Here is a 13,677-nt window from a genome sequence, read left to right as displayed (position 1 = left end):
GACATCGGGTTCTCGGGGACCGGACAGGTCGACCTCCGCCCCGGCACGTCTTCGGCGGCCCGCGCGCTCCCTTCCTCGGACAGGCGGTGACGCGGGTCCGCAGTTCCAGGTGGGCGAACGCGCCGAGGCGTCGGGTGATCGCCCACCCCCGCTCACCGGTGGCGCGGGCCGAGGGGTCGCAGCCGGCCGAACCCGGAGAGGTACGCCGGATGGGGTGCGCGGGTCACTCCGTCACCGCGGGGTAGAGCCGGTCGCCGTTCGGGACCTGCCGGTCGCCGACACGGACGTCGACGCCCGCCTCGGTGAAGGCGTCCCGGACCCGCCCCTCCATCTCCTCGGACATGTAGTGGTGCTCCAGGTCCAGTCGGCCCAGTTCACGGAAGACCGGGGCGTCGAGCAGCATTCGCGCTCCCTCGTCCGTGAGCGTGCCCATCGACAGGTCGAGGGAGCGCAACCGCCCCACCACGGGTGCGTCGGCCAGAGCGCGCACCCACACGTCGCTCTCCTCGGCGTTGCGCAACCCCAGGTGGTTCAGGTTCGGGAACGCCTCACCCGACAGCGTCCGGGCCAGGTCCTCGGGGGTGGTGTCGCCCCGGTAGTCCTCGATTCCCAGCCACAGTTCCAGGTTCTCCAGGCCGGGCGACTCGGCGGAGTCGATCCCCCGGGCGACCGGGGCGGGCAGGCCTCCGCTCTGCACGGTGAGGGAGCGCAGCGCGTCGTGCCGACCGATGTTGAGACCCAACTGGCTGATCTCGTGCATGTAGGGGTCGCCGGTGCCGCGCACCGTGAACTCGGCCAGGTTCGGGAAGGCCGCGAAGAGCGGGGACAGGTCGGGCTGATGGATCCAGGAGATCTCCGACTCCTCGGCGGTGATGTCCCCGATGAACAACGCCTTCAGGGCGGGGAACGCGGCGGCGTGCTCCAGGAGCGCGTCGCGGGCGGGGGTCCCGGGTTCCTCCGAGTCGGAGGAGCCGGCCGGGCCGATCACCATGGCCTTGACCGCCGTGGTGTTCGCCGCCTTCACGAAGTCACCGAAGTACTCGGCGAACTCCTCCTCCGGCTCGTAGCTGTCGACGCCCAGCCGCCAGGCGTAGGCGTCCGGGGCGCGCAGGGCCGCGAGCTGCGCCAGCGGATCGACGGACCCGTCGCGGCCGTACCGGGGTTTCTTCGAGGACATCTCCTTCGTGGACGTGTACTCGAACACCGGAAGTCCGGCGAACTCGCTGAGGTGATCGTTGATCATGGGTATCGCTCCTGGCACGGGGCATCGGGTGAGCCATGTCTAGCACCCGGGGATGACGGACCGGCGAACTCGTCGGTGTCGTTCCGGAGGTCTTCCACCGGTTCCTCGGCGGGCCCGGGTCACTCGGTGACCGACGGGTAGGAGCCGTCACGTTCCGCGTTGAGGCGTTCGGACAGGTCCACCTCGACCCCGACGGAGGCGAAGGCGTCACGGACGCGTACCTCCACCTCCTCGGACAGGAAGTGGCGGTGCAGGTCCAGACGGCGCAGCTTCCGGAACCCCGGGGCGTCGAGCAGCACCCGCGCGCCCTCGTCGGTGAGGGTGCCCATCGACAGGTCGAGGTCCTCCAGCCGTTCCAGGATCGGGGCGTCGGCGAGCGCCCGCACCCACAGGTCGGTGTGCTCGGCGTTGCGCAGGCCCAGTGACCGTACCCCGGTGTGGACCTCGCCGTTCAGCAACGGCGCCAGTGCCTCGGGCGAGGTGTCGCCGCCGTAGTTCTCCACGCCCAGCCACAGTTCCAGGTGTTCCAGGGCGGGGTAGTCGCCCGCGAGCACCTGGCGGGCCAGGTCCGCGGGGAGCCCGCCGCCCTGGAGGGTCAGGGAGCGCAGCGCCGGGTGTCCGTCCACCGGCAGGGACAGGGAACCCGTACCCCGGATGCCGAGGCGTTCCAGGGAGGGGAAGGAGGTCACGAGCGCGGACAGGTCGCCGTGTTCGAGCCAGGAGGCCTCGCACTCGTCATAGGTGAGGTCGGCGTAGAACAGCGATCGCAGCCCGGTCCACCGGGGGGCGCACGTCACCAGGGCGTCCCGGATCGGTTCGGGTTCCATGACCTCCATGGTCTCCTCGAAGTTCCCGATGACCAGGGTCGACACCGATTCCGGCGGCACCTCGGAGCAGAACCGCTCGTAGTACCGGCGCACGAACTCACCCTCACCGGGCTCCCATCCGTCGGAGTCGCGCAGTCGCCAGGCGAACGAGCCCGGGGTGCGCAGGGCGGCGAGCATCGCCAGCGGGTCCGTCGTCTCACGGCGGCCGTTCGGGTGTTTCCCGGCCCACTCGCGCTGGGCGGCCATGCCCTCCGGGGAGCGGTACTCGTACACGGGCAGCCCGGCGAACTCGGTCATGTGGGCGTTGAAGGTCACGGTGGACACCTTCCGGGTGCGTGGTGGGGGTGGGGATCGGAGGCGCGGAACGGTCTCACTCGGTGACGGAGGGGTAGTACCGGTAGGTCCAGCCGTCCTCGTCGTCCTCCCACTCCTCGTCATCGTCGTCGGGCTCCTCGCGCTGGGAGACGTCGATCGCGACGCCGGCCGCGGTGAAGGCCTCCAGGACACGCTTCTCCATGTCCTCGGACATGTAGTGGTGATGCAGGTCCAGGCGGCGGAGTTCGCGGAATCCCGGGGTGTCGAGGAGGACCTGTGCGCCTTGGTCGGTGAGGGTGCCCATCGACAGGTCGAGGTCCTCCAGACGGCCGAGGACCGGGGCGTCGGCGAGCGCCCGCACCCAGCGGTCCGTGTACTGGGCGTTGCGCAGGCCCAGTGACCGTACCCCGGTGTGGACCTCGCCGTTCAGCAGCGGGGCGAGGTGGTCGGGTGAGGTGTCGCCGCCGTAGTTCTCCACGCCCAGCCACAGTTCCAGGTGTTCCAGGGCGGGGTAGTCGCCCGCGAGCACCTGGCGGGCCAGGTCCGCGGGGAGCCCGCCGCCCTGGAGGGTCAGGGAGCGCAGCGCCGGGTGTCCGTCCACCGACAGCCCCAGGCCGCCGGTGCCGCGCACCGCGAACCGCTCCAGGCCCGGGAACGCGGCCAGGAGCGGCCCCAGGTCGCCGTGGTTCATCCAGGACACCTCGCAGTCCTCGTAGGTGAGGTCGGCGAAGAACAGGGAGCGCAGTCCGGTGAGCCGGGGCGCGCACGCCACCAGGGCGTCGCGCACCGGCTGGGAGTGCCCGGTGCTGATCGTCTCCGGGAGGTAGCCGACGACCAGGGCCGTCACCGTCCCCGCGGCGGTCTCGGCGGCGAACCGGCCGAAGTACCCCTCGACCCCTCCCGACGCCTCCTCGGTCTCGGTGCCCCGGGAGTCGCGGAGCAGCCAGGCGAAGGCGCCGGGATCCCGCAGGGCCGCGAGCGTCGCCAGGGGGTCGTCCGCCCGCCGCGTCGGTCGGTACTCGAACACGGGAAGCCCCGCGAACTCGGTCAGGTGGGAATTGAACGTCATGGGTTCCTCGGGGGGTCGCGAAGGGAGGAACCAGGAATAGCAGAACCGGGTGACGAACGCCGCGAGGGCGGGTCAGTCCCGCGCCACCGGGCCCCGCGGCGCACGCGCGTGGCAGCCCGACTCCACGCTCTTCTCCAGTATCCGGCGCAGCTCCGGGCACTCCAGCGCGTCCCCGGAGGAGCACTCCACCGCGTGCGCCACCAACTCCCGGGCGACCCGCAGCCGCTCCAGCCGCCCGTCCAGCTCGGCCAGGTGCTCGGCCAGCACCTCGCCGCGCCGCTCCGCGCGCGGAGCGCCGACCCACTCCCGGATGCGCTCCAGGCTCATCCCCGCCTCCTGTGCGCTCAGGATCAGCGCCACCCGCAACCGGTGCTCGGACGTGTACCGGCGCTGCCCGCCCACCCGGCGGACGGGCTCCAGCACCCCCATCGCCTCCCAGTGCCGCAGTACGTGCGGGGCCAGGCCGAAACCGGCCGCGAGATCCCCGATGGACGACTCCTCAGCGCTTGACCTCATGTCGACATGAGGTTCCACACTGGGGGCCCGTGTCAAGGGGCGTGGGACGGGAACACCCGAGAGAGAGGGAATCACCATGGACGAGCGCACCGAACACGTCCGCGACGACTGGAACCGCATGGCCGCCGGGTACGACCGGGGCGAGCGCCTGCAACGGCTGTTCATGGGCCGCGTCCGGGCACGGCTGTGCGGCGCGGCCGAGGGTCGGACCCTGGAGGTGGCCGTCGGCACCGGCCACGACCTGCCGTACCACCCCGACGGCGTCGAGCTCACCGGCCTTGACCTGAGTCCCGCCATGCTGGCGGCTGCCCGGCGACGGGCCACCGCGCTCGGCCGCCCGGTCACCCTGGTGGAGGGCGACGCCCAGGACCTGCCGTTCGGCGACGGTGACTTCGACACCGTCCTGTGCGCGCTGGCCCTGTGCGCCATCCCCGACCAGCGGCGGGCCCTGACCGAGATGCACCGGGTGCTGCGTCCCGGCGGACGGCTCCTGCTCGTCGACCACATCGAGTACACCCGATGGCCGATGCGGCTGCGAGAGGCCCGCAAGGAGCGACCCCGCCGGTTGCCCCGCGCGGTGGCCGAGGAGGTCGGGTTCGCGGTGGACCGTCACGACCGGACCGCCCTCGGGCTCCTGGAGCTGGTCGTCGCCCATCGTCCCTGAACGCGTCGGGGACACGCGGTGTCGTGGCGGGCATCCCCGTCGCCCCGATGTGAGAGTGGTGTCATGGCCACACACAGTGAACTGCGCGACTTCTGGGAACGCCGCCTGGAGAAGGACTGGACCGAGAGCGGCGTCGGTTACCGCGCCCTCGGGCGCCCCTTCAACACCTGGATGTACAAGGTCCGCGAGGAGGTGTTCCTGCGCCGGGTGGGGCACCTGGGACTCATCGACCCGAGTGTCCTGGACGTGGGCAGCGGCACCGGCTTCTACGTCCGGCTCTGGGAGAGGCTGGGCGCCGCCGACATCACCGGCTGCGACATGACCGACGCGGCGGTGGAGCGGCTGCGCGCACGCTTCCCCGGCCACCGGTTCTCCCGCCAGGACGCCGCCGACCTCGACGCCTTCGACGACGACGCCTTCGACGCCCTGTCGTGCATGGACGTCCTGTTCCACATCACCGACGACGAACGCTACACCTCGGCGATCGGCGAGTTCGCCCGGGTCCTGCGCCCCGGCGGGACCCTCGTCATCTCCGAGAACTGCCTCCAACGTCCCGAGCAGCGCGGTGAGCACCAGGTCAACCGCACCCTGGAGTGGATCGCCGGCACCCTCGACAAGGCCGGGTTCGACCTCAGGCTGCGCGTGCCCATGCTGATGTTGATGAACGCCCAGGTGGACGCGTCCGTGCCGTGGCGCAGGACGTGGGGCGGGGCCCTGCGCGCCGCCACCCTCACCGGCCCCACCGGCTGGCTGGCCGGGGCCGCGCTCTACCCCTTGGAGCGGCGCCTCGTGCGCCGGCGCCGCGAGAGCCCGACCACCGAGCTGCTGGTGTGCCGGCTGCGGGGCTGAGACCCGGGTCCGGCCTCCGAGCCCCACGGGGGCGCTTGCGGCGCGTGCGACCCGACACGAACGGGTCGTAGGAGATCCCGTGGGGCCCGACACGTTACGGTTGGTGTCCACCTTGTGCCGGAAACGGCGGCCATGGGGACCGGACGCCCGACCGGGGGTCCGCCCTGCTCGGGAGGCGATCGTGCAACGCTCCACCATCAAGTCCGTGGCCAAGTGGGGGCTGCTCGGTCTCCTGGCCACCCAGATCGCGGTGGCGGCGACGCTCATGGGCATCAACCACTGGCGGCGGAAGGTGCGCCCCCACCGGGCGTTCTTCCCACGGACGGAGCCGGAGGCGCTCCCCGTCGGGGACACCACCGCCACGGTGTACACGTACGGCGGGGACCTCTACGAGGACATGCTCGCGGCGATCCGGGGGGCCCGGCGCCGCGTCCTCTTCGAGTCCTACATCGTCAAGGACGATCAGGCGGGCAACGAGTTCAAGCGGGCGCTCATCGAGGCGGCATCACGCGGCGTCGAGGTGTACGTCATCTACGACGGGTTCGCGAACCTCGTCGTGCCCCGGTCGTTCTTCCGTTTCCCGCCCGAGGTCAAGGTGCTGCGCTACCCCGCTTTCCGGCCGGGTGTGCTGCTGCTCAACGTCCGCAAGTCCGGGCGGGACCACCGCAAGATCCTCACCGTGGACGGGGAGGTCGGGTTCGTCGGCGGTTACAACGTCGGCTCCCTGTACGCCACCGAATGGCGCGACACCCACCTGCGGGTCGACGGGCCCGCGGTGTGGGAGCTGGAGAACGCCTTCGTCGACTTCTGGAACTCGAACCGGAGCGCGCGCCTGCCCGAGCTGGGCATGTTGGGCGACCCGGAGTGGGACGCCCGGTTCCGGGTCCACCGCAACGTGCCCGAACAGCTCATCTACCCCATCCGGGCGATGTTCCTGGAGGCCATCGACCGGGCCAAGGACCACATCCTCATCACCCAGGCCTACTTCATCCCGGACCGGGAGCTGCAACGGGCCCTGGTGGACGCGGCCGTGCGCGGCGTGGACGTCAACATCCTCATCCCGGAGAACTCCAACCACGTGCTGGTCGATTGGCTGGCCCGGGGGCAGTACTCGGTGCTGCTGCGCGGCGGGGTGCGCCTGTGGCTGTACCAGGACGCCATGGTGCACGCCAAGACGGCCACCGTGGACGGCCGCTGGACCACCATCGGCACCGCCAACGTCGACCGGCTGAGCCTGACCGGCAACTACGAGATCAACACGGAGATCTTCGACGAGGGCGTGGCCCGGCATCTGGAGGAGGTCTTCGCCAACGACCTCACCAACGCGCGGGAACTCACCGAGGAGGAGTGGCGGGGACGGCCCTTCGCCGCGAAGTTCAGCGAGATCATCCTGGCCCCGTGGCGGCCCCTCCTCTGAGGAACGGCGGGTTCGGGCCCTCGGGTTCCGGCGCGTCCGGACCCGGAACGGTCCGAGAGGGTGGACTCGCGGTGTCCGAGCGCGGTCTCGGCGCGCCGCCCTCGCACGGGGGGCTCCGCCCGCCGCCCGGAGGACACCGGTGCCGACCCGGGCGGAAGGACCGCCGTGATCCCCTCACCGGGTTCCGGGGCTCGGGGACGGGGCTCCCCCGCCGGACCGGGACCGCGTCCGGGGAGGGCCGGGATCAACGGCGTCGGAACCGCTCTCCCGGCGGTGGCACCAGGCCGCTCGAAAAGAACGGGTCGGGCTCGACCTTGCGGGGGCGCGGGCCGCCCCAGTGCTGAGGGCCGGGGTGCGGCGGGCGGTGGAGTGCGGCGGCGATGGCGGACGGGGAACCGCCCCGCTGCCGGGAGCGCGATCGGGAGTCGTCCGACGGCTCGTCGGCGTGGTCGTCGCGGCGCGGTCCGTCCGCAAGGTTCATTCCCGTGGCCCCCCGAATGGTGCTGGTGCTGCCGCAGCCATCATCGAACGGCGACGCTCCGTTGTCATGGCGACACGGCGTACCCACGGGAAGTCGGTGCCAACGGGTGAACGGGGCACGGTGGGGATCGGCGGGTCCGGACCCGCCGCGGATCGGCCGTGGTCCCCCGCCGAGGCCGATCGCGCCGGTGCGGTCGTCAGCGCGGGGGCGAGCCGGGCGCGTCGGCCCCGTGGCCGAAGTCCTCTTCCACGAGCCGGGACGCCCAGCGGCGCAGGGCCTCCTCCACCGGCGGGTGCGCCAGACCCGCGGCCCGCGCCAGCCGGTCGGCGGAGGCGGTGTCGTAGCGGTCCTCCGAGAGGAACGACAGCCCTTCCGGGTCCACGCCCGTGAGCGCTCGCGGCAGTCGGCGAACGAGGGTGACGGGGACCGTCACGCGCGGGCGCCGCACCCCCAGGTGGTCGGCGATCAGCGACATCATCTCCGGCAGCGGGGGCGTCGCCCCGTCGAGGACCGTGTGCGACCGGAGGGGGCCCTCGTCGTACTCGGGGACGGCCGCGATGAACGCCGCCAGGTGGTCCACGGTCACCACCGGCAGAAAGGTGCGCGGGCTTCCCGGGAGCGCCGCCAGTCGTCCGCGCCACAACCGCTCCACCAGCATGGACGGTCCGATGTACTGTCCCGCCTCACCGGTCGCCGAATGTCCGATCACGGTCGCCGGGCACACCATCGTCACCGGCACCCCCCGGTCGCCCGCGAGCAGCCGCACGGCCGTGTCCCCTTCCACCTTCGAGGCCTCGTAGGCGCCGAGGCGCCGGTACAGGTCTCGCGAGGCCGCCGTCGGCAAGGGGAACCCGGGAAACGGCTCCCGCCCCACCCGGTACCCGGACACGTGCACCAACCTGCGCAGCCGGGGGAGGGAGGCCGCCCGATCGAGCACGTTCACCGCCCCCGTCACGTTCACCGCGCGGGCCTCGTCCACGGGCATCCCGAATCGGTACAGCGCCGCCGCGTTGAACACGTCCCGCACCCGTGCGAGCGACTCCCCGTCCGCGACGGAGAGTCCCAGACCGGGCCGGCCGATGTCGGCGGACACCGTGGTCAGCCCGGTGTCGTCCGCGCCGTGGTCGCGCAGCCACCGCCGCAGCCACTCGTCACGGCCGCCGCGTACCGTCGCCGCCACCGGTCCGCCCCTGATGAGCAGTTCCCGGACCACCCAGCGGCCGACGAACCCCGTCGCACCCACGACCAGGCTCTCCGGTGCCTCGTTCTCGATCATCGCCACCCCTTGCCAATAGACCGATCTACATATTCTTTGTTCGTGGAGCAGGGGGCCCCACCCGTGGCCGGGTCGCGATCAGGCCGCGAGCAGCGTTTCGACGGCACGTGCCGCCCGGTCGAGCGGTGCCCGGTCGTGCCGGGTCCGCGCCAACAGCAGGGCGCCCTCGACCTGGGCGAGCGCCGCCTCCGCCGCCGTGTCCGCCTCCGGGCGCGAGCGCCCTTCGACGACCAGTCGATCCGCCAGCGCGCGCTCCCAGCCCGCGTAGACGCCCGCGCAGATCTCACGCAGCCGTTCGTTGCCCCCGCGCTCCGGTGAGCCGGAGACCTCAAGGGCCACCGTCGCCACGGGGCATCCCTTGTCGTAGGCCGAGGCCTCCAGGCGCGTGGCGAGGACGTCGAGCAGGCGTCGGACGATCCCGACCGCGTCGAGGCCCTCGGCCTCCGCCGAGGCGATCAGATCGTCCACCTCCCGGCCGCCCTCGGCCAACGCGCCGGCGACCAGTTGGTCCTTGCCCTCGGGGAAGTGGAAGTAGAGGGAGCCCCTCGGCGCCCCGCTCTCCGCCAGCACCCGGTTCAGTCCGGTGCCGAAGTACCCCTGCGCCTCGATCAGCGCCCGCGTGGCCGTCACCAGTCGCCCGCGTGTCTCCTCGCCCTTGATGCCCACACGTTCAAAGTAGACCGGTCGTCATATTTTGGCAACGGGTCATGCCCAGAGATCGGGTGTCCGGGAACGCGAACGGGCGCCGCTCCCGAAGGAACGGCGCCCGTTCGCGCACGGCGGCCCCAGCAGGATTCGAACCTGCGACACCCGCTTTAGGAGAGCGGTGCTCTATCCCCTGAGCTATGGAGCCATGGGTCTGGTGGAGGTATGCGTTGCCCCGCCACCGGGCCAAGCCTAACCCAGGATAGGCGTTCTCCGGGTGTCGATGGGTGTCCGGGCTCCGCGAGTGGGGGACTCTGCGTGCATGGCGGAGTACTCTGACCTACGATTGGTTGTCCTGGTGGCGTTGTGATGTTCTTCACGAGGACTGGGGGGTTTCGCCCTTCAGTGTCCCGAAGCCACACGGTGCGGTCGGGGTCTTCGACCCGCGACACCGTGATGACCAGCCATGACATCGGAGACCGGAAAGAGCGCGTGGAACCGGGGAACCTCTTCCCCTGGATATCGCACCGCTCGGTCGGCCGTTCTCACGTGACCGCAAGTGGACGTGTAGTACGTTGCCTTGCGGCCACGGGTAGGCGTTCGAGGATTAGTAGCAGCCGGAGGAGCATTCGTGCCGTTCACCTCTGATTCGGTGCTGCGGGGAACCCGCGTACCGGAGGGCGGGATGCTGGTCGCGCTCGCCGGCCGTCACCGTGCCCGGTTCGCGCGGACCGTGGCGTTGCTGCTCGTGACCACGCTGCTCGTCGTTCCGCCGCCGCCGCTGGCCATCGCGCCCGCCGAGGCCAGTCTGGAGGACCTTCGCGAACGGGCGGAGCAGTCCGCCCAGGAGCTGGAGGAGGCCAACGACGAGTACGTCGAGCGCCAGGAGGCGCTGGAGGAGGCCCAGGAGGAACTCGTGGAGACCATCCACGAACTCCAGCAGACCGAGCTGGAACTCGGCGAGATGCGCGAGCCGCTGGCCCGGCTCGCCAGCACCCTCTACCAGCAGCCGAGCGCCGGCGCCCTGGGCGCCCTGGCCGCCGGTGACCTCGACGAGGACCTCCAGACCCAGTCCTACGCGGCCAAGCTGTCGGAGAACAACCAGACGCTCATCCAGGACGCCACCGACCTGCGCGACGAGCAGATCGAGCTGGCCGGGCAGGCCCAGGAACTCCAGACCACCACCCAGCTGGAACAGGCCTCCCTGGCCGCCGAGGTGGACCGGCTGCGCGAGCAATCGGAGGAGAGCAGCCAGGCGCTCACCGACGAGCTGGAGGAGCTCGGCATCGACCCCGACGCGTACATGGCCGCCGCCAACTGCGATCCGAGCAAGGCCTCACTCGCCCAGGGGCACCCCAACGGTCTGCTGCCGTCGGAGGCCCTGTGCGCGCTTTACGACGACAAGTTCCTGCGCGCCGACGCCGCCGTCGACTTCCTCGAACTCAACATGAAGTACGTGGACCGCTTCGGCGAGAACATGTGCATCACCAGTGCCTATCGGGACCTGCCCAACCAGCACCGCGTCTACGCCGAGCAGCCGCCCGGCTTCGCGGCCGTCCCCGGCACCAGTAACCACGGTCTGGGCCAGGCCATCGATCTCGGCTGCGGTATCCAGAACTTCCGCTCCGAACGGTGGAACTGGATGGAGACCAACGGCGCCGATCACGGGTGGATCCACCCGGCCTGGGCCAAGTCCAGTCCGTTCGAGCCCTGGCACTGGGAGTACACGCGCTGAGCGTCCCGGGGGCGGCCCGTCGGGCCGCCCCCGGCGTGGGTCAGGAGACGGTCTCCGGGACGACCTCACCGGTGCAACCGGAGCACCGGACGGCCTTCTTGCTGATGTCGCTGAAGCAGTACGGGCATTCGCGGGTGGTGGCCTCCTCGGCCTTGATGAACTTCTGCATCAGCTTGGCCAGCGGCAGCACCACGAAGAAGTACACGATCGACGCGGTGATCAGGAACGAGATCAGCGCGTCGATGAACGCGCCGTACAGGAACCGGCTGCCGTTGACCTCGAAGTAGAGATCGCCGAAGGTCGGGACCCCGCCGAAGATCCCGATGAGCGGGGTGATGAATCCTTCCGTGAACGCGGTGACGAGGTTGGCGAAGACCGTACCGATCACGACCGCCACCGCGAGTTGCACCAGGTTCCCCTGGAGCAGGAACTTCTTGAAGCCTTCCATGGCAAAGCCCTACGTGTCTCGTGCGTGCTGTGCGGAGCGCCCTCGCCGGGGGTATCGTGCCCGCTCGGAGCGGGCGCGGGGGCATGGGGGGAGAGCGCCCGGCCAGCTTTCACGACAAAAGGTCAGTGGTCAACCGCGGATGGTGATGGACAGTCGGGACCCCGTGGCGTGTCCGGCCAGTTCCCGGGCCTCCTCGGGGGTCGCCGCGATGAGGATGAGCGCACCCGCCTCGCCTCCGTGACGGGTCTCGACCGGAACCGCCAGCACCGGTCGGGCGCCGACCACCTCCGTCGCCGGTCCCGCCCGGGCCGGGGCGAACTCGTCGTGGCCCCGGGCCGCCAGCACGTCCACCCGGTCTCCGGGGGAGAGCAGGGCCACCGCGCCGGGATCGGCGACCCGGACCGGGACGGCGACCAGGTCGTCGCCGTAGGGCCGCGTCGGTGGATCGGCCAGCCGGGCGTCGGTGATGACCTCCCCGCGGCGTACCGGGGCGTTGAGGGAACGGCCGACCACCTCGGTGGACGGAGGCAGGGCGCCTCGGGGCACGGTGGAATCGGGCAGGGCCGCGGGGGTGAGATCGCCCTCGGAGAGCGGGCCGGAGGCGTCCAGGTCGCGGGCGGCGACCAGCACCTCGACGGTGGTCGGGGGCGGCGGGCGTACCGCGAGTACGGCGCCGATCAGCGCGATGGCGGTCAACAGGGCGGCGAGGGTCCGCCGGTGACGGTCGACGAACCGGGTGAGCGCCCGGCGGTGACGGTAGGGGAGACGGGGGGCGTTGGTCATGCCTCAACGCTAGGTCGCCGGAGGAGGGGTGGGTCGGTTGTCCACAGGCCCTTTTCCGAGGAGGCCGGTCGTCTCGGCGGACACCGCCCCGAGGAAGGCCCGTGCCGCCGGCACCGTGCCGGGGATGTCGGGCGCGCCGTTGCGGCGGGGACCCGTTCCGTCGTCCGGGTCCGGACGCGCCGCGCGCCGCCGAGTACTCGGCGGCGCGGAGCCCGATCGATGGCGGAGGCCGTCAGCCGGCGGTCGCCGCGGTCGTCGTGGCGGTGGTCGCCTTGCTCTCGCTCTTGGGGGCGGAGGTCGACTCGGTGCTCTTGGTCTCGGTGGTGGAGGACTTGCCCTCACCGGAGGAGCCCGCCGAGGCGGCGCCTGCGCCGGAGCCGGTCAGGGAGGAGCTGTTGGAGGTCTTGCCGCTGTCGGTGCGGTAGAAACCGGAGCCCTTGAAGACGATGCCGACCGCGGAGTAGACCTTGCGCAGGCGCCCCTCGCACTCGGGGCAGACGGTCAGGGCGTCGTCACTGAAGCTCTGCACGACCTCCATCTGGGCGCCGCACTCGGTGCACGCGTACTGATACGTAGGCACTGTTCGGGTCCTCCTTGCTGGCACTCTCGCCCGTTGACTGCTAAATAGTACGCGCTCGGCGGCCGGGGCCGTGACAGCACCTCAGGGGGAACGCACTCGTCACAGGGAACGCACACGTCGGGGGCGTCGGTGGCGACCGGAACACGATCGTCGGTGACAACGCCCCCGACCGTCCGGTTAATCCCCTCGATTCCGGTCCGGCCACACCCCGGAGTCGAAGACGCGCAGTCCGCCGCCCGGCGTGATCACGGCGTCCACCCGCAGGTCGTGCGCTTCTCCGGGCACCTCGTCCACGAACTCGTCGTCGTACACCACGGCGATCGCCGGACAGTGCGGCCCCCGCAACGCCAGCGCCCGGTCGTAGCATCCGGCGCCCCGCCCCAGTCGGCCGCCGGACCGGTCCACCGCAAGCGCCGGGCACACCATGGCGTCCACCGTGGCCGGAGCCCCGACCCCGTACCGGTGCCCGGTCGGCTCCAGCAGTCCGTGCCCCGCCGGGGCCAGGCTCTCCGGGCCGTCGTAGGCCGCCCAGTCCAGGTTCCCGTCGGGCAGGAAGATCGGCAGCAGCACGTACGTGCCCCGCTTCCACAGCGCCGTGATCAACCGGTGGGTGCCCGGCTCGGTGCCCACCGAGTGGTAGCAGGCCACGGTCCCGCTCATGGCCAGCCAGGGCAGGTCCGTGAGAGCGTCGCGCACCACCGAGCCGGCGCGCTCGCGCTCCCCGGGGTCCATCGCCCGGCGTGCGTCCAGGAGCCGCCGCCGCATCCTTCGCTTCTCCGACCGTGCCGTCTCGTCCATGCCCCCAGTCTGGCAGCGGACCTCCACCGAT

General features: G+C 71.5%; 15 protein-coding genes and 1 tRNA gene. 4 read left to right on the top strand and 12 right to left on the bottom strand.

Annotated features, from left to right (window positions below):
• Positions 1-223: 223 nt before the first annotated feature.
• The 4 genes from PWG71_RS04735 to PWG71_RS04720 form a co-directional block, all read right to left on the bottom strand.
• Positions 224-1,243, bottom strand: a complete 1,020-nt coding sequence (locus PWG71_RS04735; RefSeq protein WP_274808268.1) for an STM4015 family protein — start codon at positions 1,241-1,243, stop codon at positions 224-226.
• Between the two features lie 119 nt (positions 1,244-1,362).
• Positions 1,363-2,385 (bottom strand): STM4015 family protein, encoded by a 1,023-nt coding sequence (locus PWG71_RS04730; RefSeq protein ID WP_274808267.1) that lies wholly within the window; start codon positions 2,383-2,385, stop codon positions 1,363-1,365.
• A 55-nt stretch (positions 2,386-2,440) separates the two neighbouring features.
• The gene (locus tag PWG71_RS04725) at positions 2,441-3,454 is read right to left on the bottom strand and encodes an STM4015 family protein (protein WP_274808266.1); all 1,014 of its coding nucleotides are present in this window, start codon (positions 3,452-3,454) and stop codon (positions 2,441-2,443) included.
• 72 nt (positions 3,455-3,526) lie between these two features.
• Positions 3,527-3,970, bottom strand: a complete 444-nt coding sequence (locus PWG71_RS04720; protein WP_274808265.1) for a MerR family transcriptional regulator — start codon at positions 3,968-3,970, stop codon at positions 3,527-3,529.
• 76 nt (positions 3,971-4,046) lie between these two features.
• Between PWG71_RS04720 and PWG71_RS04715 the strand changes: the two genes are divergently transcribed.
• The 3 genes from PWG71_RS04715 to PWG71_RS04705 all read left to right on the top strand — a co-directional run bounded on the left by PWG71_RS04715 (position 4,047) and on the right by PWG71_RS04705 (position 6,900).
• On the top strand, positions 4,047-4,634 hold the full coding sequence (locus PWG71_RS04715; protein WP_274808264.1) for a class I SAM-dependent methyltransferase: 588 nt from the start codon (positions 4,047-4,049) through the stop codon (positions 4,632-4,634).
• 63 nt (positions 4,635-4,697) lie between these two features.
• Entirely contained in the window at positions 4,698-5,483 is a 786-nt protein-coding gene (locus tag PWG71_RS04710) for a class I SAM-dependent methyltransferase (RefSeq protein ID WP_274808263.1), read from the top strand.
• Between the two features lie 181 nt (positions 5,484-5,664).
• Positions 5,665-6,900 carry a phospholipase D-like domain-containing protein gene (locus PWG71_RS04705; protein WP_274808262.1) on the top strand — a complete coding sequence of 412 codons (1,236 nt, stop codon included), beginning with the start codon at positions 5,665-5,667 and terminating at the stop codon, positions 6,898-6,900.
• Between the two features lie 244 nt (positions 6,901-7,144).
• Here the strand turns inward: PWG71_RS04705 and PWG71_RS04700 are convergent, their stop codons facing one another.
• The 4 genes from PWG71_RS04700 to PWG71_RS04685 form a co-directional block, all read right to left on the bottom strand.
• Positions 7,145-7,381 (bottom strand): calcium-binding protein, encoded by a 237-nt coding sequence (locus tag PWG71_RS04700; RefSeq protein WP_274808261.1) that lies wholly within the window; start codon positions 7,379-7,381, stop codon positions 7,145-7,147.
• A 196-nt stretch (positions 7,382-7,577) separates the two neighbouring features.
• The gene (locus PWG71_RS04695) at positions 7,578-8,657 is read right to left on the bottom strand and encodes an SDR family oxidoreductase (protein WP_274808260.1); all 1,080 of its coding nucleotides are present in this window, start codon (positions 8,655-8,657) and stop codon (positions 7,578-7,580) included.
• A 78-nt stretch (positions 8,658-8,735) separates the two neighbouring features.
• Positions 8,736-9,323: a TetR/AcrR family transcriptional regulator gene (locus PWG71_RS04690; RefSeq protein ID WP_274808259.1), complete on the bottom strand. Its 588-nt coding sequence runs from the start codon at positions 9,321-9,323 to the stop codon at positions 8,736-8,738.
• Between the two features lie 114 nt (positions 9,324-9,437).
• Positions 9,438-9,510: transfer RNA gene (locus PWG71_RS04685), tRNA-Arg, on the bottom strand.
• Positions 9,511-9,933: 423 nt separating this feature from the next.
• On the opposite strand from PWG71_RS04685, the gene PWG71_RS04680 reads away from it, so the two are divergent.
• A complete protein-coding gene (locus tag PWG71_RS04680) occupies positions 9,934-11,037 on the top strand; it encodes a M15 family metallopeptidase (RefSeq protein ID WP_274808258.1) in 1,104 nt (367 codons plus the stop codon).
• A gap of 40 nt (positions 11,038-11,077) precedes the next feature.
• Here PWG71_RS04680 and PWG71_RS04675 read toward each other — a convergent pair whose 3' ends face one another.
• From PWG71_RS04675 to PWG71_RS04660, 4 genes are all read right to left on the bottom strand, one after another.
• Entirely contained in the window at positions 11,078-11,485 is a 408-nt protein-coding gene (locus PWG71_RS04675) for an MscL family protein (protein WP_274808257.1), read from the bottom strand.
• 129 nt (positions 11,486-11,614) lie between these two features.
• Positions 11,615-12,268, bottom strand: a complete 654-nt coding sequence (locus PWG71_RS04670) for an SAF domain-containing protein (protein WP_274808256.1) — start codon at positions 12,266-12,268, stop codon at positions 11,615-11,617.
• Between the two features lie 232 nt (positions 12,269-12,500).
• Positions 12,501-12,848: an FmdB family zinc ribbon protein gene (locus PWG71_RS04665; RefSeq protein ID WP_274808255.1), complete on the bottom strand. Its 348-nt coding sequence runs from the start codon at positions 12,846-12,848 to the stop codon at positions 12,501-12,503.
• Positions 12,849-13,025: 177 nt separating this feature from the next.
• Positions 13,026-13,646 (bottom strand): 5-formyltetrahydrofolate cyclo-ligase, encoded by a 621-nt coding sequence (locus tag PWG71_RS04660; protein WP_274808254.1) that lies wholly within the window; start codon positions 13,644-13,646, stop codon positions 13,026-13,028.
• Positions 13,647-13,677 lie beyond the last annotated feature (31 nt).

The organism is Nocardiopsis sp. N85, assembly GCF_028882275.1.
GTDB lineage: Bacteria > Actinomycetota > Actinomycetes > Streptosporangiales > Streptosporangiaceae > Nocardiopsis > Nocardiopsis lambiniae.
Note: the sequence above shows the minus strand (reverse complement) of the source record. Positions and strands in the feature narration are given on the sequence as shown.